We start from the raw sequence: 24,179 nt of genomic DNA, 5'->3' as shown, positions 1-24,179 counted from the left end.
CTCCTTATTTCTCAATTGTTAAATCATAGATTGCTACTACTTCGTTCTCGGATATTTCCCCAGTTTCTTTAAATCCATAACTGAGGTAACAAGATCTTGCATATTCATTTTCTGGTTCATAAGACAACCAAAGTTTATTGCTTAAACCTGCTGGCGCTGTCCGAACATAGTCTAGTACTTTATCCATAATTGGTTTAAAATATCCTTGATTTTGAAAATTCTTATCAATCATAAAACGAAATAGTAAATAATTTCCACTACTAATTCCGATCTTTTTATCATAAGCTATCATCACAAAACCTATAATTGCATCATTATCATAAACTGCCAATGGAGCTACAAAATCTCCATTTTTAGTGTAGACGTATGCTTCAGCTAAACTAATTGCGTTGGTTGCAATGAATTGTTTTTGATATTCCTTGACATCCAAATTCAAAACATCAAAATAATTTTCCATTGTAACATCTCTTAGTTCAATTGTCATAGTTTTGCTCCTCGTTAGAGGTTATCATTGGCGCAAAATAATGTTTACGGCAAACCGAGATATAGGTTTCATTGCCACCGATTTGAATCTGCTCACCATCATAGACTGGCAGTCCATCCTGTGTACGCAAAACCATAGTTGCCTTTTTCTTACAACACTGACAGATGGTCTTGATTTCGTCAATCTTGTCTGCTAAAAGCAAGAGATATTTGGAACCTTCGAACAGTTCATTGCGAAAGTCATTTTTCAAACCAAAAGTCATGACAGGTATATCTAACTCATCAACAACACGAGCTAGGTCGTAAACATGGTAACGCTTGAGAAACTGAGCCTCATCGACCAACACACAGTAAGGTTTTTCTGGTAGGTCTCGGATATAGCCGAAGATATCCGTCGTTTCCTCAATCGCAATGGCAGGGCGTTTCATACCAATCCGACTCGACACATAGCCAACACCGTCACGCGTATCCAGAGCCGAGGTCATAATCACAACACCTTTTCCTTGCTCCTCATAGTTATAGGCCACCTTGAGAATCTCAATCGTCTTACCAGAGTTCATGGTCCCATAACGATAATACAACTGTGCCATGTTTCTTGCTTCACGTCCATTTCTAAATTTTTGCTACATTCTAGTATATCATAATTTTCTTAAGCTTTAAACGGCAAAATGTGGTAAAATAGAAGAAATAAAAACTAGTGGAGGAAGCTATTATGCCATTTGTACGCATCGATTTATTTGAAGGACGCACGCTCGAGCAAAAGAAGGCTCTTGCTAAGGAAGTAACGGAAGCGGTTGTCCGTAACACTGGAGCACCTCAATCTTCTGTCCATGTCATCATCAACGACATGCCAGAAGGAACTTATTTCCCACAAGGAGAAATGCGCACCAAATAAGCTAGCTTAAGCAGAATTGCTTAGGCTTTTTCAATCTCCAAGTAGCATTCATTGAAGAAATAGTTCAAATTTGTTACAATTTGAAAAGAGACTTGGAAAAATTTCCAATAAAAGAGCTATTTATTAAAGGAAACATTATGATTACACGTGAATTTGATACCATCGCTGCTATCTCTACTCCACTAGGTGAAGGGGCTATTGGTATTGTCCGCCTGAGCGGAACAGACAGTTTTGCTATTGCGCAAAAGATTTTTAAAGGAAAAGACTTGAACAAGGTTGCCAGCCACACTCTCAACTACGGTCACATCGTTGACCCTCAGACAGGAAAAGTCATGGACGAGGTTATGGTTGGAGCTATGAAGTCTCCAAAGACCTTCACTCGTGAGGATATTATCGAGATTAACACCCACGGTGGAATTGCGGTAACCAATGAGATTCTCCAACTAGCTATCCGTGAGGGAGCTCGATTGGCTGAACCTGGTGAATTTACTAAACGTGCCTTCCTAAATGGACGTGTTGACTTGACTCAGGCTGAAGCCGTTATGGACATCATCCGTGCTAAAACAGACAAGGCCATGAACATTGCGGTCAAACAACTTGATGGTTCCCTTTCTGATCTTATCAATAATACCCGTCAAGAAATCCTCAATACACTTGCCCAAGTCGAGGTTAATATTGACTATCCTGAGTATGACGATGTTGAGGAAGCCACTACTGCTGTTGTCCGTGAGAAGACTATGGAGTTTGAGCAATTGCTAACCAATCTTCTTAGAACAGCTCGTCGCGGTAAAATCCTTCGTGAAGGAATTTCCACTGCCATCATCGGACGCCCAAACGTTGGGAAATCTAGCCTTCTCAACAACCTCTTGCGTGAGGACAAGGCTATCGTTACAGATATTGCTGGTACTACTCGAGATGTCATTGAAGAATACGTCAACATCAACGGTGTCCCTCTCAAATTGATTGATACAGCCGGTATCCGTGAAACGGATGACATCGTGGAACAAATTGGAGTTGAGCGTTCGAAAAAAGCCCTCAAGGAAGCCGACTTGGTTCTACTGGTGCTAAATGCCAGTGAACCACTAACCGCCCAAGACCGCCAACTCCTAGAAATCAGTCAGGAGACTAATCGCATTATTCTTCTTAACAAAACTGACCTGCCAGAAGTTATTGAAACCTCTGAACTTCCAGAAGATGTCATTCGCATTTCAGTCCTTAAAAATCAAAATATCAATAAGATTGAAGAGAGAATTAACAACCTCTTCTTTGAAAATGCTGGTTTGGTTGAGCAAGACGCAACCTACCTATCAAATGCTCGTCACATTTCCCTGATTGAAAAAGCAGTTGAAAGCCTACAAGCTGTTAACCAAGGTCTTGAACTAGGTATGCCAGTTGACTTGCTTCAAGTTGATTTGACTCGTACTTGGGAAATCCTCGGAGAAATCACTGGAGATGCGGCTCCTGATGAACTCATCACCCAACTCTTTAGCCAATTCTGTTTAGGAAAATAAGAAAAATCCATGATCCTTCTTGCGGTCATGGATTTTATTGTCTTATTAGTAATCTGGTCTTAAAACCCCTGTTACAGTTGCCTTAGTCGCTTCGTAGTCACCATCTACAACAACCTTGATAATGCGTTTGGCATCTTCTTCTGGTGCTGGAACAAGAGGTAGACGAGTTGGACCAGCTTCAAATCCCATATAGTTCAGAACTGCCTTAACAGGAGCAGGACTTGGATAAGAGAAGAGGGCATTGACCTTAGGAATGAATTTACGTTGAATAGCTGCAGCTTTCTTCATATCGCTTTCTGCAATGGCAGTAAACATCTCGTGCATTTCATCCCCATTTGTATGAGAGGCAACAGAAATAACCCCATCCGCACCAAGGTTCATGGCATGGAAAGCATCTCCATCCTCACCTGTATAAATCAAGAACTCTTCTGGCTTGTGCTCAATCAAGTAAGCCATATTGGCCAAGCTGGTACATTCTTTGACACCAATAATATTTGGATGGTCAGCTAAGCGAAGCATGGTTTCTGGAGTCAATTCGACAACTACACGCCCTGGAATGTTATAGATAATAATTGGTAGGTCAGAAGCATCTGCAATAGCCTTAAAGTGCTGATACATCCCTTCTTGAGAAGGTTTATTGTAGTAAGGAACAATAGCAAGCCCAGCAGCAAAACCGCCGAATTCCGCGACTTCTTTGACAAACTCGATAGAGTCACGCGTATCATTGGTACCAACACCCGCAATCAAAGGAACGCGTCCATTGACAATCTTTTGTACAGCCGCAAACAACTCCAACTCTTCATCGTGAGTCAAGGTTGGACTCTCAGCAGTGGTCCCTGCGAGAAGAATTCCATCCGTATGATGAGCCAACAAATGCTCAATCAAGGCTGGAATAGCATCAAAGTTGATGGAACCATCCTGATGGAAGGGGGTAATAAAGGCTGTGATGATTTTACACTCTTTTAAATCTTGATAAGACATGAAAACACCTCTCTATTTCAAAGAAGGAGTTCATCTGAACTCCTAAACGATATGACTATTTTAATTCAAATTTCAATTCAGCTGTTGGACGAACCAAGCCACGTTCATGAAGAGTTTCAGCAATCTGAACTGAGTTCCAAGCAGCACCTTTGAGCAGGTTGTCTGAAACAACCCACATGTGGATTCCTTTTTCAGCATCCAAGTCTTTACGGATACGACCAACAAAGGTATCACGCGAACCAACTGCATTGATAGCTTGAGGATAAATTTGATGAGCTACATCATCTTCAAGAACAGCACCCGGGAAGGCTGCGATAGCTGCTTTGACTTCTTCGATTGGAGCCACTTCTTTTGTTTCGATATAAACAGACTCAGAGTGAGCTGATAAGACTGGAATACGAACACATGTTGCTGAAACGGCAATACTATCATCTTCCATGATTTTCTTAGTTTCCTTAGTCATCTTCATCTCTTCATAAGTGTAATCATTGTCAGTGAAGACATCAATTTGTGGAAGAGCATTAAAGGCGATAGGATAATGTTTCTTGTCACCACCTGAAGGCAAGATTTCGGCATGCAAATCACGTGGGGTTACACCATCATTCAAGACTTCACGAAGTTCACGTTGTGTCTCAAGAATTGCTCCCATACCAGCACCTGAAACTGCTTGGTAAGTTGAAACAATGATACGGTCCAAGCCCCATTTTTGGCGAACTGGCTCAAGAGCCACCATCATTTGAATTGTTGAACAGTTAGGGCAGGCAATGATCCCATTGTGGGCATCAAGTGCGTGAGCATTGACCTCTGGAACAACCAAAGGAACGTCTGGATTTTGACGGAAGTAAGATGTATTATCTACTACTACCGCTCCAGCTTTCACTGCGTATGGTGCATACTTAGCTGATGTAGAACCACCTGCTGAAAAGAGAGCAATATCAACTCCTTCAAAAGCTGTTTCAGTCGTTTCTTCAATCGTAATATCTTGATCTTTAAATTTCAAAGTCTTGCCTGCTGAACGTGCAGAAGCAAGTAAACGAATTTTATCGATTGGAAGTGTTGATTCTTCCAACATTTTTATCATCTGAGCACCGACAGCACCTGTCGCGCCGACTACAGCAACTGTATATCCCATAAATAACCTCTTTCGGAATTTTCTAAAAATTTCTATAATAGAAGTATTATACTACTTTTTCCATGAATTGCAAAGCTTTTTCATCATTTTTTGGAAAATAAAAATCCCCAGTCGTTAGACTAGGGACTAAGAGGCATCTTCATGTGATGAGCAGGTTCACACAACTCATCAAGGTCCGCTCCTGCGTTATGACCTCCTTATGCTCAATAGTAGTCCGAAGACTACCTATCGACTCATCGCATATTCTATATTACTAGAGATACTTGATTTTGTCAATAAGAAATTTTTTCGATCGAGTATAACAAAAAACTCTCGTATTCAAGAGTTTCCCTATACATATCATGCTAATTGCCGGGATTGAACCGGCGACCTCATCCTTACCATGGATGCGCTCTGCCAACTGAGCTAAATCAGCTTACTTAAGTAAGTATACTATAATCAGAAAAACTTGTCAAGTTTTCTTAGAAATTTTCCATAAGAAAAAGCCAGGTAAAGGCTACCTAGCTTGTCCTGTTCTATTTGCTTAAATCGATTCGACGACCAATTTTACCAATGATAATCGCTCCAATAATCAATGAGGCAAATTCACCGATTCCTGTTGTAAACCAAGTAAGGAAAAATGGTAATTCTGCTACAATATTTAACTCTGCAGCGATGGTAAACATGGAAATTGAAAAGAGGATTGAAAAGAAGAAATGATCTTTTCGAATCAATCCGTTAAAGAGGTAATCCTTGCTATATTTTGCAAAAAGCCAAACACCTAAACTGAGGAATACCAAGGTTGATCCGCCACCAACAAAGACATCTAGTAGTCCGAAGCTAAAGAAATTAGCAATCATACAACCGATAGTAACTCCGATGATGTACTTGGGATTGTAAAAAGCCATAAAGTTCATCATTTCTGAAATACGAAACTGATAAGCACCATAGCTGATGGCATTTAGGGGCGGTGTGACAGTCAAAACGACATAAATAGCAGCAACGATTGCAATATCTGCAACATCACGAATAGTTAATTTTTTCATTTTTTCTCCTTTGGCGGTTATCCGCGTGTAATATGCTTGGTGAAAGAAGCTAAGCACCAAGGGTTGCTTTATTCAACCTTACTAGTATAGCACAATAGCCTGCTTTATGCTATACTTAAAGCATGAAAAAACCTATTCAAAAATTTTTTAACAATGAAATCTTAACCTATCTCTTTTTTGGCCTTGCAACAACTCTAGTTTCGATTCTCTCACGACTAGTCATTTATCAACTAAGTCATCAGGAACTCCTTGCTACTGCCCTAGCAAATATTATTGGTATCCTATTTGCCTTTATCACAAATGATACGATTGTATTTAAGCAAGCAAGGAAGAATCGACTTATCCGTTTATTGAAATTTTCTCTTGCTCGCCTTTCTACTTTTCTGTTAGACTTGTTTTTAACTTTTCTCTTTGTAACCCAATTTCCTCACATCATAGGTCAATTCGTAAATGAAAACATTGATAAGATAAATGCTATTGAAACAATAATTGCACAAATACTCATTATTATCATCAATTATATCTTGAGCAAGGTCTATATTTTTAGAAAATAATGCTCCATTTATGAGCCTTTTAATTGCCTTCTATAATGATTTAGGATACAATGAAACACGAAACGTTGAAAGGAAAACAGTATGTTAAAAAATCTAAAATCATTCTTGCTTCGAGGAAATGTGATTGACCTTGCTGTCGGTGTTGTCATTGCCTCTTCTTTTGGTGCTATCGTTACTTCACTTGTAAACGACATTATCACTCCTCTTATTTTAAATCCCGCTTTGAAAGCTGCTAAAGTCGAACGTATCGCTCAACTTTCTTGGCATGGAGTCGGCTATGGTAACTTTTTAAGTGCTATTATCAATTTTATCTTTGTGGGTACCGCCCTCTTCTTTATTATCAAGGGTATTGAAAAAGCACAGAAACTGACTGGCATAAAGGAAGAAAAAACTGACGAAAAAAAACCAACCGAATTGGAAGTCCTTCAAGAAATCAAAGCTCTTCTTGAGAAAAAATAATCGTTTAAAAGGATCTAGCGCAAAGAAAGCTAAATCCTTTTTTCTTTACTCTTTGGGCAACTTGCCTGCTTTTTCTATCATCTTCTTGATAAGATAAGGCATCTTAACATTCTCCCGCCCTTTTTTCTCAATCAGTTTTTTCACAAATTCCGGCATTTGTAAATCTTGAGATTCAGCCAAAATGTTTTTCGTCTCGTCTGAAGGAACTAACTCATCAAAGGTTTCTTCTTCTGGGAGAAATTCCTTAAACTCTTGATGTTCATTGGCTCTAACTGTATTGACTAAGGCATCAATCAAGCGAGAATCCGTATTTGGCATTGGTGGTCGATGGTAGTTGACACCCAATTCTTGACACAAGTCATAACATTCCACATCATTATCAAACAAGACTTCAATATGCTCGCTAATGAAGCTGATAGGAACAAAAATATAATTGTCTGGATGTTCTGTCTGTTCTCTGAGATATTCTAATACATCTGGCTTAATCCATGGAATCCCAATATCACTCTCACTTTGCCAGGTATTTGTATATTGCTCGGAACTCAAACCTAGTTTTTCAGCGACTAACTTGCTATTTTCGAAAATTTGATCGATATAGGGATCACCAAAATCCAAGGCAAAAATGGGCACACTGTGGGCTGAAAAGATGACTTTAAAGCTATCTTGCTTTACTTCTTCTTTTAAAATCTTAGCAATTTCATCTGCCCAATAGTTTAAGAGCGCTTCCTCCTGATACCAGTCCTTAATGACCAAAAATTGAATTTGCTTGCTTTCTAAAAATTTCTCATAGCCCATGACAGAGTAAAAAGAATAATGGGGCTCCAAAATCAAGCAAATACACTGTTCAATGCCGTCTGCTTCCATCTGACCAATCACATCTGGAATAAAAGGTCTGGAAAATTTATTGGAAAAATAAACACTATATTCATTTCCTAGCCTAGCTTCTACCAAGGCAACCTCTTGACGGGTAATTTTTTGCAGAGGAGTACCTCCAATTCGCACATAATTATCATAGAGAGTTTGAATCTCATGGTCTTGAGGTCTCACTCCACGACGAATATTTGTGAAAAAATCAGCTACACCTTCAAAGGTAATCTCTTCTGGCGAACCGAAAGTCATCATTAAAATTGCTTTTTTCATAATCGCTTCCTTGTGATATTTTTATCAAGTTTATTTTATCATGAATCCACTGATAAGTAAACGCTAACATAGCAGATTGCCCTAACTTCTGTCTTTTGTTTTTCTCTTCTTTCTATGATACAATGGAAAAAATGAATTCAAAAGGAGTTTTTTATGACTTATCCAAATCTCTTGAACCGCTTCTTGACCTACGTTAAGGTCAACACGCGCTCTGATGAACACTCTACTACTACTCCAAGTACACAGAGTCAGGTTGACTTTGCAACAAATGTCCTAATTCCTGAAATGAAACGTGTTGGACTGCAAAATGTCTACTACCTTCCGAATGGTTTTGCTATTGGAACCTTGCCAGCCAATGATCCATCTTTAACGCGTAAGATTGGCTTTATCTCCCACATGGATACTGCTGACTTTAATGCCGAAGGAGTTAATCCCCAGGTAATTGAAAACTACGATGGTGGTGTGATTGAACTAGGGAATTCTGGTTTCAAACTCGATCCAGCCGACTTCAAGAGTCTTGAGAAATATCCCGGACAAACGCTCATCACAACCGATGGAACAACCTTGCTAGGTGCTGATGACAAGTCAGGGATTGCTGAAATTATGACTGCCATTGAATATCTAACTGCCCACCCTGAAATCAAGCACTGTGAGATTCGTGTTGGTTTTGGTCCAGATGAGGAAATCGGTGTTGGTGCCAATAAATTTGATGCAGAAGATTTTGATGTTGATTTTGCTTACACTGTTGATGGTGGCCCACTAGGTGAGCTTCAGTACGAGACCTTTTCAGCAGCGGGTGCTGAATTGCATTTCCAAGGCCGTAATGTCCACCCTGGTACTGCCAAAGGGCAGATGGTCAATGCCCTTCAGCTAGCAATTGATTTTCATAATCAACTTCCAGAAAATGACCGACCTGAGTTAACTGAAGGTTACCAAGGTTTTTACCATCTAATGGATGTGACAGGTAGTGTTGAGGAGGCGCGTGCAAGCTACATCATTCGTGATTTTGAAAAAGATGCCTTTGAAGCGCGTAAAGCATCCATGCAATCTATCGCTGATAAGATGAATGAAGAACTTGGGAGCAACCGTGTCACTCTCAACTTGACAGACCAGTACTACAATATGAAAGAAGTCATTGAAAAAGATATGACTCCAATTACCGTTGCTAAAGCCGTTATGGAAGATCTAGGTATCACGCCTATTATCGAACCAATCCGAGGTGGAACAGACGGCTCTAAGATTTCCTTTATGGGAATCCCAACTCCGAATATCTTTGCAGGTGGCGAAAATATGCACGGACGTTTTGAATACGTTAGCCTTCAGACTATGGAACGTGCAGTTGATACCATCATTGGCATCGTAGCTTATAAAGGCTAAAAAGACGAGGTGGCTCAGCTACTTCGCCTTTCTTTTTATTCTACTGGTTTTTCTTGATTTCCAGTAGTTGTAGAAGATTCTGTTGTTTTATTTTCTGAAGTTGATTCAGCAGGTTTAGAATCTCTTGTATTGCTTGGTTTGTTTTCGTCGCTAGCAGTTTCAATGTTAGATCTGCAGTTGCGTTTGGTTGGTTCTCAGCACTGGTGTTATCACCATTTGCTTCAGCATTTCTTGCTGGACTTGTTTCTTCACTTGCGCTAGCTTTTGACTGGATTTGATGATTCAAAACTAGAATAGCTTTTGTCGATTCAAGTAAAGCTGTTTTGTCTTTACTATTAGCAGAAAGTTGATCTAATAATGCATCCACCTTATCAAAGTCCGCATCAGATCCATTATTACTTTCTAAATAAGAGTGAAGCGACATGAGAATATCGTAGAGTTTTTGATAGAGTACAAGTGTCTGAGAATCTTGCTCAGCATTTTCCTTTTCTTGTTGAAGGGCGCTAGCGATACGAGTCAAAACATCTTTTACCTGACTGTTTACTTCATCCAAGTCTGCATCAGCCTTGTTTGTGGCAGCTTTTAGATTTTCTACTTCTTCTGCCAAGGATTGTCTGATTCCTTCTTCATGGATTTGTTCCAAGAGTTGATTTGCCTTGTTCAAAAGACTTTCTACTTCTTCCTTGCTATCTGTCGCAGATTATTGGTTGCTATCTACCATGTACTCCTAAAACAGGAGAGTTATAATCCAAGATTACAAGGCCTTACAGAAATAAGAAATCCAGATAAGACAATGTTCGTCCAAGACGCTATTCGCTTCGCACAGCAGCACGGATTCAATATGCTTTAATTTTAAAGTTTAGGTGTCAAGACCTCTTTTTAGTGTGCCCAAAATTTAGAGAAGTAATCAATCAACTAACTTTTATTTTTTTCAAACTTTCAGTAAACTGACCTAAAGCTAACTCAATCTGTCTTTGTAGATGCTTCTGCTATCAGCTAGAAGTTGATCTACTTTTGCCAAGACTGCCTTCTCATCAAAAGTTCCAGGTTGATAGTTGGATTGCAGGGCTGGAATTTTGTTTTTCAAGGCTACTTCATAGCCCTTAGTTTGAACCTTGATGTAGTGATTGTGGTCTCCATGAGGAATCACAAAACCTTCTGAATCTTCACTTATAATTCGATTGGCATCAAAAACCATGACCATCTTCTTCCTCATGGTGGACATGTAGTGACGGATTACTTAATACAGAACTAGAAGAACTTCCTACCTCTTCCGTGTTAGAGTGTGATGGGGGATTGTTAAGAGATGACTTAGGAATATAGTGATAGTGTTCCCCATGTCTTACTATATAAGCATCACCTATATCTCTGACAATATCATTAGGGTTAAAAACATATGTGGCTGCTAATTCACCTGCCGACAAGTCACTCTCAGGAATGAAATGATAGTGACCACCATGTGGTACTATAGTAGGTTGAAATAGAATATGAGCAAATTGATAAGGGGATTTTAAAGTAATTTCTAACAATGATTTAGAAACTATGATGTGCTATTCTAAATTCAACTCACTATATATAACCATCATCGGTAGTATAACGTCCCTGTAATTTTGCTACAGATACTTCTGCACTAGCTCCTTTATCGTCTTTACCATGTTCTTGTTTTTGGCGATTGATTTCATCTTTTGTTCGTACATTTTCTGCATGAGCTTAATCTTTAAGGTAAACATAATACTTTCCATCTACCTTAATACTATATCCTCCCTTAACCTAACTGACGATATCTTGATCTTTCAGCTGATAGTTGGGGGCTTTCATTAATGGCTCTTCACTAAAGAGCGCATCAAAAGGAACTTTACCATTATAGCAGTGATAATGATCGCCATGAGAAGTTACATAACCTTGACCTGTAATCTTAATAACAATTTGTTTTGCTTGAATTCCTTCTTTTTGACTAACCTAGTCTGGAGTCAAATTTTCAGTCTTCTTAGTGTCTTTATTACTGTTTACATATGAAACACGATTTTTATCTGTATTGGCCTGTTAGCTATGTTGGTTCAGAGCATAAACACACAGACTTAAGGAAAGGATAACAACAGATCCAGCTGCTATATATTTCTTTTTAAATTTCATAATTACCTCATTTCTATAATTATTTATATGATGTCTTCATTATTAAATGATTAAATAAATAAATTAATTAACCAATTAATTAACTAGTAAATATTCCACCTCTTTTTAAGTTGTATGTCAAGAAATTTTATATATTAATAATAAAATGAAATTCTCCCAAAGTCAGAGTTTTATTTCTAACTTTTGAGAGAACTTCATTTTTGATTCAGACTTTTTCTACTGCTATTCCTTACGCTATGAGATCAGATAAATTCTTTTTTATCACTTCTCCACTTGGCAATCTTAATTCAATCGTTCCATCCATATTGAATATAACACTATCTAAGCCTAATCCGTAACTAGCTGTAAATTTTTCTAATTTTTCTTGTACAGGATCTACTGCTGGAGCTTCCTCTAATGCTGGATCTAACATAGGGTCACTCCCCACATTCCCTTCTGGATTCAACATTCCATTATCCGTTGAGTTTTCTGGTTTTACAGGTTTTTCGTTTGGTGCCTCTGGTAAAGAATCTGCTGGTTTATTTTCTGTTGGTTGGTTCTCAACTGTTCCAGTAGGTACTTTTCTATTTTCAGATGGTTTATTTTCACCATTTCCTTGAGGTGCTTCTCCTGTAAAATCTGCCATATTCTTTTTAATGACTTCTCCCGATGGTAAATATAATTCAATTGTTCCGTCCATATTAAACAAGACATTTTCTAGCTTCATCCCATAACTTTCAGCAAATTTTGCTACTTTTTCTTGTACAGGATCCACTGTAGGAACTTCTTCTAACGTTGAATTACTAGTACTATTCCCAGTTTCAGAAAGTTTTTCTTTTTCTACCTTCTCACTAGTCTTTGGTTCTTCTACCTTTTCATCAAGTTTTGAGTTTTCTTGTGCTTTATTCCTTTTAAATTGTGGTAGAATACTTGGTTTATCAGTTTGATTTTCTTTTTCCAAGATAGGTACTTCCACAATATAAGTCGATTGATTGTCCAAATAAGCATTTGCCATGAAGGTTACAGGAATTTTATTTCCGGCCGTTCTGGTTGTTCCTTGGTTTAATTTCGGAATCGGTAATTTGATTTCACCAACTTTATAGTTATTTTCTAAATAAGCATTTCCATGAAATTCATCAAACACTCTGACTAAAGCATCAGTTCCTTTAGGCACTGCAAATTGAGGGTTCACTCTTAAATAAGTATCCCCTGCATGGAAAGGATAGAAAATCGTTTGACTGGCCATTTTGTAAGCTAAAGAGGTTGGAACTGTAAATGTACCATCATAACTTACTTCTGGATAATCTTTTGAAGCGATAGTATACTTAAATGTTTGTCCTGGTAAATAAGGTTGATCTAATTCAAAGTTTGCAATATTCCCTACTCCTTCTCCAAATACTTTACCAGATACTTTCTCCAATACTTTTCCATCTGGTGTTATTAATTTTACTAGCATATTGATACCTAATTTTTTCTCCAATTCAGGCGGAAAACTAAAAGAAACGCGTTTTTGACCATTGGCTAGAGTAAAGTTTTGATTATTAAACGTACTATTTTTTAACAAATTAACAACATTCGTTAATTCTTCTCCAGTATAAACTTTATTCCCTTCTTTTTTAGCAACTCCTTCTTCGGGTTTAAACAGTTCATAGTTACTGTGAGAATGACCAATTCCAACCGGTTTATGTTCATCAATCGGATCTGCATGATGGTGATCTCCATGCGGATAAATAATCGCATTTTTTTCTTTATTCACGACAATACTTTCACGTTTGACACCATATTGTTTCATAATGCCAGCAATTTTTTCTTCGATTTTTTTATCTAAATCTTTCATTTCTTTGGCATTACTTGGATAATCCTGTTCATGAGATGACAAAGAATCTAATCCATTATGACTAGTTTTAACTTCCTCTAAATGTTTTTGCGCAGCCTTAATTTGCTCTGCTGACAAGTCCTTCTTGAAGAAATAATGATTGTGGTTACCATGACTCATAATAAAGCCTTGCTCATCTTCAGCAATAATACGATTGGCATCAAATCCGTATCCATCTTCTTCATGTTTCTCATGTAAAGTTCCTGGATTGATTGGAAGAGATGGAGAAGGTGTTGCTAGACTATTGTTTGGAAGAGTCGGTTGCCCAATTTGATTTGATTTTGGAATGTAATGGAAATGATCACCATGTCTTACAATATAAGCTGTAGCCGTTTCTTCAACGATATCTTTTGGATTAAAAATATAACCATCAGATGCTGAAGAGAGTTCCTTACTTGTCGTTAAAGAAGAAGGATTGCTTGAAAGACTGCCTAGACTAGACACTACTTCATTAGGTTTTGCATTTGTAGAAACTGTAGAACCAGTTCCACTGATAGGCACCATTCTGGCAATCTTTTCTTCTAAGGCAGAAAGCTTGCTGTAAGAAATAAAGTGGTAATGGTCGCCATGCGGAATCGCAACTCCATTTGGTGTACGACTGATAATCTTAGCAGGGTCAAAAACCAGACCGTCTGATTCACTGTAACGTTGGTCACTAGGTGAATCGTAGAGTTCTTTCAATAGACTTTGGAGATTTTCAGCTTTGCTTTCTGGCTTGCTAGTTGATTCTTTCTCTATAGCTTGATTAGTATTATCACTAGCTGTTGAAGAATAGCTTAGCTGACTTGGTTGCGTATTTTTGCCAGCTAAATGAGCTTTTGCTGCTGCTAATTCACTAGCAGACAAATCACTTTTTGGAATGTAGTGATAGTGTCCTCCGTGAGGAACGATATAAGCATCACCAGTATCTTCAATAATATCAGCTGGATTAAAGACATAACCATCATCTGTCGTATAGCGTCCCTGAGACCTTGCTACAGCAACATCAGAGCTGACCTTCTCATTATCTTTGACGTGTTCTTGTTTTTGACGATTGATTTCATCTTTGGTTCGAACATTATCAGCATGAGCTGCATCTTTCAGGTAGACATAATATTTTCCATCGACCTTGATGATATAACCACCCTTGACCTCATTGACAATATCAGCGTCTTTAAGTTGGTAGTTTGGATCCTTCATCAAAAGTTCTTCACTAAAGAGGGCATCATAAGGAACTTTCCCATTATAGTAATGATAGTGATCACCGTGTGACGTCACATAGCCCTGATCTGTAATTTTGATGACAATTTGCTCAGCCTGAATTCCTTCTTTCAGGCTAACCTGATCTGGTGTCAAGTTTTCACTTTTCTGACTTGACTGGCTGCCATCCACATAAGAAACACGATTATTGTCTTTATTTTCCTGCGAACGATGCTGGTTCAGTGCATAGACACAAAGACTCAAGGATACGATAACAGCTGATCCAGCTGCTATATACTTTTTACTGAATTTCATAAATCCCTCATTTCAATAAATGATGAAGCTTTTTCTTAACTTCTTTTTATCGGTTAAACAGTTTTTCTAAACCGGTTATTTAACCATTTAATTAACCAGTAAATAGTTTACTATTTAAAATTACTTTTGTCAAGTTTCTGTTACGTTTTTCTAAAAAAGAGAAGTAACACGAAAGGTTACTTCTCCATAAAATATGCTCCATTCATTTTACTACTGTATAGGAGCCGGTTGACTTTCTTTTAACAAAGCCAAGAGACTATCTACTTCTGCTGAAATAGTGTTATTATCTTTCGTTCCGAGAAGAAGACTACTTTTTAGACCAGACAATGTCTCCATAGCATTTTGGCGAGTACGAGAATCTGTTACTTTTTCTAGCAAGGTCTCCGCCTCTGCTATCTTAACGTCAATAACAGAACGCTCTACTTGTGGAACTTCATCCTCATCTGTAGTATCTTCAGCTTCTTCCTCTGTCTCTTCCGCATCAGTGCTTGGTCTATAAAGATTATCTGCTGAAGGATTTAAACCAGCGTGATTCTCTTTTTCATCAGATTCAGAATGAGTTGGCTCACTTACTTCATCATGTTCCTTATCTTCATCAGGTTTACCGTTTTGGTCTGCCTTATTTTTACGAACATGGTCGCTAGCATTACCCCAACCATTATCTGAATGAGGACGTTGGTCAGGATGTTCAACGTAGTATTTCACTGTCGCAAATAAATCTTCTAAGGTATAGCCTTCAGGAGCTGAGTAAAGTCCTTCATCAAACCATGCAAACTTAAGGTTATGATAGTGATCAAAGTGAGGAATTATAAAGTGACCATTTTGTACAGCTACAGTATACTGTAAATGATTCGGTATTTTTTCTAATGGTACCTTTTTCTCAGCTTTTACGCGGTTATAGATAGCTTCTGTCCCTGTTGCCTCTGGTTTTGCTTCTGTTGCTTCAGTAGAATTTGGAGCTTGTAAGCCTTTTTCTTTAGCATAAGCCTGAGCTGCTGCTCTTTCAGCTTCAGATAAGCTGTCTTTTTTAATCCAGTGGCTATGGTTCAAGTGTGGAGTGACGTAGGCATTTCCTTCATCACTTTCAATATCATGCTCATCAAAGATATAGCCATCCTCTGTTGTATATTTACCTGCTAATTTCGCTAATTTAATTTCATCGTCTGTATAGGCAATTTGAGCATTTGGTTTGCCAAGTCGCTCTGGATGGGTAATTGGTGCTAGGAATGCCAATAAATCATCTACCAATTTTACTTTATTAGAAGATTCATCATTCAAGCGCTCTGCTAATTTGTCTAAAGTTTGGAAATCAGAAACGCGACCTTTATTTTCAGACAAGGCTTTATGAGCCTGGGTTAACAGATTGTAGGCTTTATCATAAAATTCTTGGTCACGAGAAGCGACATTTTCTTTTTTAGCAACTAGAGCATGTGTCTCTTGAGTTTTCTTAGACAAGAGATTTTCAATAGCATCAATCTTATCCTTAGCCAAGTCTTTAGCAAAAACATAGTGACTGACACCAGCAATTTCCACAACATATCCTTCCCCAACTTTTCTAACAACCTGTTCTACTGCAAAATCAGTTTGTTTTTTCTCAGTTGATGGTTGAGCTTGCGATTTTGGTGCTGGTTTCAAATAATTCATTCCCGGCAAGACTGCACCATTTTGTCCCTTAATAGCTATCATACGAGCCAATTTTTCTTCCAAAGGTGACATTTGTGAATAAGGGATAAAGTGATAATGGTCTCCGTGCGGTACAGCAACACCATTAGCTGTACGATTTGTTATTTGTGCCGGGTCAAATACTAGTCCATCCGATTCTACATGGCGTTCTGATAAGGGTTTAGCATACAATTCACGTAAAAGGCTTGGAATGTCTTCCCCTTGATTTTGATGATAAGTTGGGCTGACAGTCAAATTATGGTTCTCTGACAAGCTTGGTTGAGCTGGATTTGCATTATGACTAGAACTTGAAGAAGGACGAGACCCCTGCTTCCCATTCCAATAGGCTTGGGCTGCAGCCAATTCTCCTGCAGACAAATCACTCTTAGGAATATAGTGAAAATGATTTCCATGCGGTACAACAAAAGCGTCACCTGTATCTTCAATCACATCTGTTGGACTAAAGACATACCCATCATCCGTTGTATAGGCTCCTCCAGTTGCTCTATTCGGTGCCTGCGTATTGAGATTAAAGTTTGCTTTAATGGCTGAACTTGGTTTCGCAGGACTGCTTGGTTTCGTATTATCAGAATGCTTTTGAACTGGCTGACCTCCAATTGGTAGATTTCGAGCCAATTTTTCTTCCAAGGCAGACATTTGCGAATAAGGAATGAAATGGAAATGATCTCCGTGAGGTACTGCCACACCATTTGCAGTACGTTTTGTAATCTGTGCTGGGTCAAATACTAATCCATCAGACTCCACATGACGTTGGCTAAGTGGCAAAGCGTACAATTCTTGAAGGAGACTAGCTAAATCCTCATTTTGACTCTCAGGAGTTGTTGTAAGATTTTGAGGAGTTTCAGATGGACTCGTTCTCACACTAGATCTTGTTTCTCCCCTGCTAGAACGATATTCAACCGTACTTAATTGACCGCCTTTTCCAGATAAGAAGGCTTGGGCAGCAGCTAATTCACTGGCAGACAAATCACTCTTAGGAATATAGTGGAAGTGATTGCCATGAGGAACAATATAGGCATCGCCTGTATCTTCAATGATATCAGAGGCATTAAAGATATAACCATCATCCGTTGTATAACGTCCTTGGGCTCTGGCTGCAACTACCGCCTGATTGTTTGAACCGCCACCGTGATTACTACTATGTTCCTGCTTCTGACGTTTAATCTCTTCTTTTGTCCGAATATTATCCGCATGGGCCGCATCTTTAAGGTAAACATAGTATTTACTGTTTACCTTAATGACATAACCACCCTTGATTTCATTGACAATGTCTGAATCCTTCAACTGATAATTCGAATCTTTTATGAGGAGCTCTTCACTGATGATGGCATCATAAGGAACCTTGCCATTATAGTAATGATAATGGTCTCCATGAGAAGTCACATAACCTTGATCCGTAATCTTGATAACAATTTGTTCAGCATTGATTCCCTCTCTCTTACTGACTTCATCTGGTGTTAAGTTCTCTGCCTTTTGACCAGCCTGATTACCATCTATATAAGCAACTCGATTAGACTCTTTCTTAGCCTGACCAGCTTGGTAACGACCAAGTTCATAGGAACAAACACTTAGGGCAAGAACTGCCACTGAACCTGCTACATATTTTTTATTGATTTTCATTTTTTCCTCACTTTAATTCTTCTGCTAGAACACTTATATTTTCTTCAAGATTTTCTAAATAGGTCTTGTCATTTTGTGGGTCTGCCTCTAAAGGATTCAGAGTTTTAAGACCTACACCTGTTGATTTGACAAGAGTTTCAGCTACTTTTGAAGAAGCGTTACTTTCTGTAAAAATCGTTTTAACCTTATAGGTTTTAACAAATTCCTGAATTTCTGTTAGTTGTCTTGGACTTGGTTCTTGTTCCGGAGAGATACCTGCAATACCAAGTTGATTGAGTCCAAATCGCTTAGCTAAATAAGAAAAGGCTGTATGTTGTGTTACAAATGTTTTCTGAGTCGCTTTTTCAAATTTAGGCTGGAATTTCTTAGTCAATTCTTGAGCTTTTTTGATAAAGGCTTGCGCATTTTTTTGGTAAGTTTCTTTATGCTCACTATCCGCCTCCGAAAGCTTATCAGCGATAATCTGAGCTTCTTCACCAGCTTTTTCAGGATCTAGCCAAGTATGAGGATCGTAGAGCGTTTTTTCATCAACTCCATCCCCTGCTTCCACATCTTCTAGCCCTGGGACGCGGTCTAAAGTCATTCCCTCTGAAGCCTCTAAAACCTTCACTTTGGATTTTTTTAGATTGGGATCTAAACTTCCTGCCCAAGATTCGAGCGTATGTGAATGGTAAACAAAGACATCTGCATCATAGATGGCCGCGATGTCATTTGCCGAAGGTTCAAAAGAATGAATCCCACTACTTGACTGAATCATCCGAACATCATTCAAGTCACCAGATACTTCCTTAACCATAGCGTAGATAGGATAAAAACTGGTCACAATTTTCATCCCCTTTCCTGTCTGGCTTTCCTTTTGACTACAGGCTCCTAGCAATAAAAGAAAGACACTTAACAAGACTAAAAATAAATTTTGTTTCTTCATGAACAACTCCTTAACTGTTTAATTAACTAGTAAACATTCTACTCCTAAAAACTTAATCTGTCAAGATATTTTTAGAAAAAATTTGAAATTTCTTTCACATATAAAAATCTGCTGAGTTTCAACAACTCAACAGATTCTCACTTTATATACTCAATGAAAATCAAAGAGCAAATTAGGAAGCTAGCCGCAGGCTGCTCAAAGCACGACTTTGAGGTTGCAGATAGAATTGACGAAGTCAGCTCAAAACATGTTTTTGAGGTTGTAGATGAAACGGACGAAGTCAGTAACCATACATACGGCAAGGCGAAGCTGACGTGGTTTGAAGAGATTTTCGAAGAGTATTATTCTTCTATGGTAGAATGCTTATAACCATAAGTGAAGTAAATAATACTTCCTATCAACAAAGCAACTAGGAAAGCAATCCAAGTTTCCATATTATACTGCAACATGAAGGATAGACAAATGATGATTGATAAAATCGGTAATAAGGGTACCAATGGTGTTTTAAATTCTCCTGCTTTGGGCATTCCTTTTTCTTTCCGTAAGCGAATCAGGCCGTAAGCTAGCATAATCAAGTAGGCTAAGGTACAAATATTTAAGAAGGCTGCGATACTAGCAAGAGGGAACATTCCTGCTGCTACTGCTGAAGCTAGACCTGTTAAAATAGTAGCATTCTTTGGTACCTTGCTAGTCTTCGTTAGTTCTTTAAAGGCGGCAGGCATTAAGCCATCGCGCGCTAAACTGTAAATCATACGCGATAGGGCATAGGTCATCGAGATACAAACTGTAATCAAGGTCAAGATAGCCACTAATGACACATAGTTGGCTGCCCAACTGATCCCAACGCTACGAAGGGCAAAGGCAACGGCATCATTGACATTTAAATGACTATAGTGAACCACACCAGTCAAAACAAGGGTCACCAAGGCATAGAGAATGGTTACGATAGAAAGCGATAAGACAATCCCTCTAGGAATATTTTTTTGAGGAATCTTGACCTCATCTACAGCCATAGAGATGGATTCAAATCCCAAAAAACCGAAGAACATTAAGGAGGCACCAGCCATAATACCAGTACTAGCACCATAGATTTGTCCAAAACCATAAGGAGCAAAATTACTCCAATTATCAAGTTTGATATGCCAAATTCCTACTAAAACAAAGAGAGCTAAAGCCGAGAATTTCAAAATAACTAGAATAGAATTAAAGCGTAAGGCTGCTTTAGCATTGAGTAAAACAAGCGAGGTCACCAATACCAAGACAAGAATAGGCAATAAATCAACAAATGTCCCTGCTTGAGGATTAAAGGTACCATTTAAAGGCTGAGGAAGGGCTATCCCGTATTGAGAGAGCAAGCCTTTAAAATAAGCTGCCCAACCCGAAGCTACGCCTGATATGGCTGTCATGAACTCCATCATGGTTAACCAACCAGCCAACCAGGCTGGGAATTCTCCTAAAATAGCATAGAGATAACTGTAGGCACCACCTGTAGCAGGTACTCGTGAAGCAAATTCTGCAAAAAAGAGGGCTGATAATCCCACACACAAGGCAGAAATGACGATTGAAATCACTAGGGCTGGACCAGCAAGTGTGGCAGCTGCAGTACCTGTAATTGTAAAGATGCCTGTCCCTACCATGGCTCCGATACCCAGCAAAATCAAATCCCATAACTTCAAATGCCTGTGCATCTCCGTTTTATCCAAACTTACATTCTTTGTTCTAAATATATTCATATTTCTTCTCCAAATAAAATGATGATTCTATTTTACCATAAATATAGGAGATTTGTGACTATTTATAAAATATTTTTCTAAAAAAAATCTGACTACATCTTGTAATCAGATTTTTATCGATTCTAGTTCATTTCTTTAAATGCTGCTTCTGCATCCGCATTACTGATAGCACCAAATTGAATCTTTCCAATCTTTCCTTGACTATCAATTAGGTATTCTGTAGGAATGCTTCGAATTTGATAAGCTTGGAAGGTTGTTGCTTTAGTATCATAAAGAACTGGGATATCTTTATATCCTTGTTCTTGGAACCATTGTGGGAATTGATCAACAGTTTTTTCACCTTGAATTCCTGGTGCAATGACACTAAGAATTTCGAAATCGCGATCTGGTTTTGCAGCTAATTCCATCAACTCAGGCATACTTTTCTTACATGGACCACACCAGGAAGCCCAAAACTTCAAGTAAACCTTTTTACCCTTAAAATCAGATAACTTGACTTCTTTACCATCCATGGATTGCAAGGTGAAGTCTGGAGCATCTTTCCCAACAGCAATTTGCTGTACAGGCGTTTGTTGTTTTGGCTGTTGTGGGGCTTGAGTTTTTTTAGTTTCTTCCTCACCACAGGCCATCAATACAACTAATGACAAGAGACTTAAGCCAGCAAACATTACTTTTTTCATCATTTTCTCCTTTATTCAAAAATTCCAGCTAGAACATTTACTTGTCCTAATAGTAACAAAATTCCCATTAAAATAATGAGGAAACCACCAATTTTCTTCATTAGCATCATATGACGTTTGATTTTACTAAAATAAGGCATGACTACACCTGAAGCTAGAGCCAAGACCAAGAAAGGAAGAGCCATCCCCAGAGTGTAAATAAGAGTATAGATAGCACCTTGCCAAGCTCCATTGCCTCCAGAAGCCGCAAGCGCTAAAACAGAACTTAAAACTGGACCAATACAAGGCGTCCAACCAAAGCTAAAGGTAATACCGAGTAAAAAGGCTGACCAATAACGATTGGCTTCTGATTTCTTAAAAGTAAAGCTTTTTTGAACCTCTAATTTCTTAAAATGAAAAATTTCCATCTGGTGAAGTCCCAAAATGATAATAATTGTTCCCATAACATATCGAAACCAATTTGCATAGAGAATATGACCAAAGTAGCCAGCACCAAAGCCTAGAATAAAGAAAATGAGAGAGATACCTGCGATAAAGCAAAGTGTTCGGATCAAACCGGACCAAAGAACCTTTCTCCCAAATAAGGAAAAACTTTTTGCACTTTCCTGATCATCCAGCAAAATTCCAGCATAGACTGGCAAAAGAGGAAAAATACAGGGAGAAAAGAAGGACAAGACCCCTGCTAAAAAAACGGAGATTGAAAATATTATCGTTTCCAATAAAGAACCAACTTTCTTAAGATTTCTAATCCTATTTTACTATATTCAATTTTATTTGTAAGCTTTCTGCTACGCAAATTCGTCTTGAACACTATTGGACCAATCTTTTCTTTTGCTAGTCAAGGCGGATCTTATCCCCAAAAATAGCCAAAAAGCAACGACAAGGATTACTCGTCGCTGCTTTTGTGAACGGAAATGTCTTTTAGGTCTGACATTTCAGAAATCACATTTTACTTGAGTTTAGCAAGGATTGATTTAAGCTCCTCTACTAGTTTAGCTTCTGTCTCTGCTGAGCCATTTTCTTCTTTTACGAAATCAAGGGTTTCTTGGAGAAGGTTTTGGGCTTTGGCAAGGACTTTTTTATCCGCTTTTTCTGCATCTAGTTGTCCGAGAATCTTGGTCAATTCCGTACTTAATTGCTGGATTTCTGACTCTTTCTTACGGCGAACCAACCAGAAGGCAATCACGCCTAGAAGGGCGAGTAGACCGACTACAATCACTCCTGGTGGAACTGAGGTTGTTTCAGTCATCTTAGCTGAATCCTTACTATCTTCCGTTCCTTGTTTGGCATCCTTCTTGTCCTGTGCAGGCTTGCTGTCGCTAGCATTTGCTGGCACATCTTTGAGAGAGTTCAAGGCAGCCTTCACAGACTCTACTGCAGTATGCAGACCTTACTCTGTCAAGGCACGAAGTTCAGAACTTGTCAACTTGCTCTTGAGCTGGAGCTTGCGTGCTCGTTGAGCTAGCCGAAGCGCTTGCTACCACTCTAGGATCTTGAGTCGGAGCTGAGCTTGGAGCTGGGACAGGATTTGCAGGTTGACTAGGAGCAGTTATGGTATATTGAAACTAGAATAGTACATATTGACTTCTAAAACATTGCTAGAAATTTATTTGATTATCCTGATTATTTTGTCCTATTTCTGTTTCATTTTATTATAATTGAGACGGTTGAGCACTTGGACTAGATGGAGTTGTTGGTGTCTCTGTGTCTCCTTGGTCTGGCTGAGTAGGGGTAGAAGGTTGCGGTTGAGGCGTAGAAAGTGGACGTGAAGTTGGTTGTGGATTGATGTTATTGATAGCATCGATTCCTACCACTTTTGCCTGTTCTACATCCTTATTTGTTACGCCCTTGTCCACCGCAATCTTAGCATCGTTCGCCTCTTGATCTACCTGTTGCAATGCTCTTGACTTATCCTCAATTGTCAAATCAAAACGATTCGAAATTTCTGTTTTCTTAGCCTCTGCTGCCGCATTGATGGCTTCTTTTGCTTCAGCTTTCTTAGTAGTTCTTGGTAACGTGACTTTTCCTATGTTAGTAATTCCATTATTCTTCGCTGTGTTCAACGTTGTTTCATCTTGAGCGTTTTCTATATTTTGAATAGCTTTATCTTTTACTGTTTTCGCTAATCCTTTCACTTCTATTTTTTTCATTAGTTAAAGAATTATCCTTATCTATATTAGAAGTTTTCGTTGAAAATGCTTGTTCTACTTCATTTTTCGCCCCATCTTTATCTAATGTTGGAGTTGTTGGAGTTGGTATTGTTACCGAATCACTCATGTCTGATGTAGATCTTTCTACATTAATATTTCCACCATAAGTAGCTGGTATATATTCTCTGTCTCTAGCTATGTTTCTAGTAGTTATTTTATCTCCAGCTTGTAATGCTTCATCCGGTGTCCAACTAGCAGTTCCGTTTACAGCAGTAATTGTTGCTTTTTAGTGTTATTTATACTCAATTGTTTTCAAAAAGCAACCTTGTCCATTGTCTGCTGACAGTGG

At 38.5% G+C, this 24,179-nt stretch carries 21 protein-coding genes, 1 tRNA gene, 3 pseudogenes and 1 riboswitch; of the genes and pseudogenes, 7 read left to right on the top strand and 18 right to left on the bottom strand.

What is annotated here, in order from left to right:
• Window positions 1–4: 4 nt before the first annotated feature.
• Window positions 5–484 carry a GNAT family N-acetyltransferase gene (locus HT699_RS04520; RefSeq protein ID WP_023940680.1) on the bottom strand — a complete coding sequence of 160 codons (480 nt, stop codon included), beginning with the start codon at window positions 482–484 and terminating at the stop codon, window positions 5–7.
• On the bottom strand, window positions 474–1,073 hold the full coding sequence (locus HT699_RS04515) for a thymidine kinase (RefSeq protein WP_172934127.1): 600 nt from the start codon (window positions 1,071–1,073) through the stop codon (window positions 474–476). The genes HT699_RS04520 and HT699_RS04515 overlap by 11 nt, the downstream gene beginning before the upstream one ends.
• A gap of 122 nt (window positions 1,074–1,195) precedes the next feature.
• Between HT699_RS04515 and HT699_RS04510 the strand changes: the two genes are divergently transcribed.
• Entirely contained in the window at window positions 1,196–1,378 is a 183-nt protein-coding gene (locus HT699_RS04510) for a 4-oxalocrotonate tautomerase (RefSeq protein WP_023935941.1), read from the top strand.
• A 137-nt stretch (window positions 1,379–1,515) separates the two neighbouring features.
• Window positions 1,516–2,889, top strand: a complete 1,374-nt coding sequence (mnmE, locus tag HT699_RS04505; protein WP_023935943.1) for a tRNA uridine-5-carboxymethylaminomethyl(34) synthesis GTPase MnmE — start codon at window positions 1,516–1,518, stop codon at window positions 2,887–2,889.
• A 45-nt stretch (window positions 2,890–2,934) separates the two neighbouring features.
• Here the strand turns inward: mnmE and dapA are convergent, their stop codons facing one another.
• The 4 genes from dapA to HT699_RS04485 all read right to left on the bottom strand — a co-directional run bounded on the left by dapA (window position 2,935) and on the right by HT699_RS04485 (window position 6,027).
• Complete coding sequence (gene dapA, locus HT699_RS04500; protein WP_023935945.1) at window positions 2,935–3,870, bottom strand: 4-hydroxy-tetrahydrodipicolinate synthase; 936 nt, start codon at window positions 3,868–3,870, stop codon at window positions 2,935–2,937.
• Window positions 3,871–3,925: 55 nt separating this feature from the next.
• Window positions 3,926–5,002 carry an aspartate-semialdehyde dehydrogenase gene (locus HT699_RS04495; protein ID WP_000542464.1) on the bottom strand — a complete coding sequence of 359 codons (1,077 nt, stop codon included), beginning with the start codon at window positions 5,000–5,002 and terminating at the stop codon, window positions 3,926–3,928.
• Window positions 5,003–5,344: 342 nt separating this feature from the next.
• Window positions 5,345–5,417, bottom strand: a tRNA-Thr gene (locus HT699_RS04490).
• A gap of 100 nt (window positions 5,418–5,517) precedes the next feature.
• Window positions 5,518–6,027, bottom strand: a complete 510-nt coding sequence (locus HT699_RS04485; protein ID WP_000737071.1) for a QueT transporter family protein — start codon at window positions 6,025–6,027, stop codon at window positions 5,518–5,520.
• A riboswitch (PreQ1 riboswitch) is annotated at window positions 6,025–6,121 on the bottom strand. Its footprint overlaps the gene before it by 3 nt.
• 28 nt (window positions 6,122–6,149) lie before the next feature.
• Between HT699_RS04485 and HT699_RS04480 the strand changes: the two genes are divergently transcribed.
• Window positions 6,150–6,581 (top strand): GtrA family protein, encoded by a 432-nt coding sequence (locus HT699_RS04480; protein WP_172934126.1) that lies wholly within the window; start codon window positions 6,150–6,152, stop codon window positions 6,579–6,581.
• A gap of 81 nt (window positions 6,582–6,662) precedes the next feature.
• Complete coding sequence (gene mscL / locus HT699_RS04475) at window positions 6,663–7,040, top strand: large conductance mechanosensitive channel protein MscL (RefSeq protein WP_023932701.1); 378 nt, start codon at window positions 6,663–6,665, stop codon at window positions 7,038–7,040.
• A 45-nt stretch (window positions 7,041–7,085) separates the two neighbouring features.
• Here mscL and hemH read toward each other — a convergent pair whose 3' ends face one another.
• Window positions 7,086–8,180 (bottom strand): ferrochelatase, encoded by a 1,095-nt coding sequence (gene hemH / locus HT699_RS04470; protein WP_172934125.1) that lies wholly within the window; start codon window positions 8,178–8,180, stop codon window positions 7,086–7,088.
• Window positions 8,181–8,333: 153 nt separating this feature from the next.
• Here hemH and pepT point away from each other — a divergent pair, with 153 nt between their 5' ends.
• A complete protein-coding gene (gene pepT / locus HT699_RS04465; protein ID WP_172934124.1) occupies window positions 8,334–9,557 on the top strand; it encodes a peptidase T in 1,224 nt (407 codons plus the stop codon).
• A 35-nt stretch (window positions 9,558–9,592) separates the two neighbouring features.
• On the opposite strand, the pseudogene HT699_RS04460 reads toward pepT, so the two are convergent.
• Window positions 9,593–10,245: pseudogene (locus HT699_RS04460) on the bottom strand (HIT family hydrolase); the annotation flags it as partial.
• Here HT699_RS04460 and HT699_RS12005 point away from each other — a divergent pair.
• Window positions 10,243–10,407, top strand: a pseudogene (locus HT699_RS12005) (IS110 family transposase); the annotation flags it as partial. The pseudogenes HT699_RS04460 and HT699_RS12005 sit on opposite strands and share 3 nt — an antisense overlap.
• A gap of 270 nt (window positions 10,408–10,677) precedes the next feature.
• Here the strand turns inward: HT699_RS12005 and HT699_RS12000 are convergent.
• The 4 genes and pseudogenes from HT699_RS12000 to adcAII all read right to left on the bottom strand — a co-directional run.
• Window positions 10,678–11,690 (bottom strand): annotated as a pseudogene (locus tag HT699_RS12000) (pneumococcal-type histidine triad protein); the annotation flags it as partial.
• A 229-nt stretch (window positions 11,691–11,919) separates the two neighbouring features.
• The gene (phtE, locus tag HT699_RS04445; RefSeq protein ID WP_172934123.1) at window positions 11,920–15,039 is read right to left on the bottom strand and encodes a pneumococcal histidine triad protein PhtE; all 3,120 of its coding nucleotides are present in this window, start codon (window positions 15,037–15,039) and stop codon (window positions 11,920–11,922) included.
• A 210-nt stretch (window positions 15,040–15,249) separates the two neighbouring features.
• Window positions 15,250–18,342, bottom strand: a complete 3,093-nt coding sequence (locus tag HT699_RS04440) for a pneumococcal-type histidine triad protein (protein WP_138707292.1) — start codon at window positions 18,340–18,342, stop codon at window positions 15,250–15,252.
• A 7-nt stretch (window positions 18,343–18,349) separates the two neighbouring features.
• Window positions 18,350–19,267 carry a zinc-binding lipoprotein AdcAII gene (adcAII, locus tag HT699_RS04435; RefSeq protein WP_000744536.1) on the bottom strand — a complete coding sequence of 306 codons (918 nt, stop codon included), beginning with the start codon at window positions 19,265–19,267 and terminating at the stop codon, window positions 18,350–18,352.
• Between the two features lie 153 nt (window positions 19,268–19,420).
• On the opposite strand from adcAII, the gene HT699_RS11670 reads away from it, so the two are divergent.
• Entirely contained in the window at window positions 19,421–19,636 is a 216-nt protein-coding gene (locus HT699_RS11670) for a hypothetical protein (RefSeq protein WP_138707291.1), read from the top strand.
• On the opposite strand, the gene HT699_RS04425 is transcribed toward HT699_RS11670, so the two are convergent.
• The 6 genes from HT699_RS04425 to HT699_RS04400 all read right to left on the bottom strand — a co-directional run bounded on the left by HT699_RS04425 (window position 19,609) and on the right by HT699_RS04400 (window position 23,957).
• A complete protein-coding gene (locus HT699_RS04425) occupies window positions 19,609–21,000 on the bottom strand; it encodes an amino acid permease (protein WP_119919545.1) in 1,392 nt (463 codons plus the stop codon). The genes HT699_RS11670 and HT699_RS04425 overlap by 28 nt on opposite strands.
• A gap of 122 nt (window positions 21,001–21,122) precedes the next feature.
• On the bottom strand, window positions 21,123–21,680 hold the full coding sequence (gene sdbB, locus HT699_RS04420) for a thiol-disulfide oxidoreductase-associated lipoprotein SdbB (protein ID WP_119941915.1): 558 nt from the start codon (window positions 21,678–21,680) through the stop codon (window positions 21,123–21,125).
• Window positions 21,681–21,691: 11 nt separating this feature from the next.
• Window positions 21,692–22,399, bottom strand: coding sequence for a thiol-disulfide oxidoreductase-associated membrane protein CcdA2 (gene ccdA2 / locus HT699_RS04415; protein ID WP_138707290.1), 708 nt, complete (start codon window positions 22,397–22,399; stop codon window positions 21,692–21,694).
• Between the two features lie 230 nt (window positions 22,400–22,629).
• Complete coding sequence (locus tag HT699_RS04410; RefSeq protein ID WP_171043156.1) at window positions 22,630–23,046, bottom strand: transmembrane domain-containing protein; 417 nt, start codon at window positions 23,044–23,046, stop codon at window positions 22,630–22,632.
• Between the two features lie 286 nt (window positions 23,047–23,332).
• A complete protein-coding gene (locus tag HT699_RS04405; protein WP_016399236.1) occupies window positions 23,333–23,830 on the bottom strand; it encodes a DUF1542 domain-containing protein in 498 nt (165 codons plus the stop codon).
• Window positions 23,784–23,957 carry a hypothetical protein gene (locus HT699_RS04400; protein ID WP_172930589.1) on the bottom strand — a complete coding sequence of 58 codons (174 nt, stop codon included), beginning with the start codon at window positions 23,955–23,957 and terminating at the stop codon, window positions 23,784–23,786. Before HT699_RS04400 ends, HT699_RS04405 begins: the two co-directional genes overlap by 47 nt.
• Between the last annotated feature and the right edge of the window lie 222 nt (window positions 23,958–24,179).

The organism is Streptococcus sp. 1055 (genome assembly GCF_013276815.1).
In the GTDB taxonomy this organism is placed as follows: Bacteria; Bacillota; Bacilli; order Lactobacillales; family Streptococcaceae; genus Streptococcus; species Streptococcus pseudopneumoniae.
Note: the sequence above shows the minus strand (reverse complement) of the source record. Positions and strands in the feature narration are given on the sequence as shown.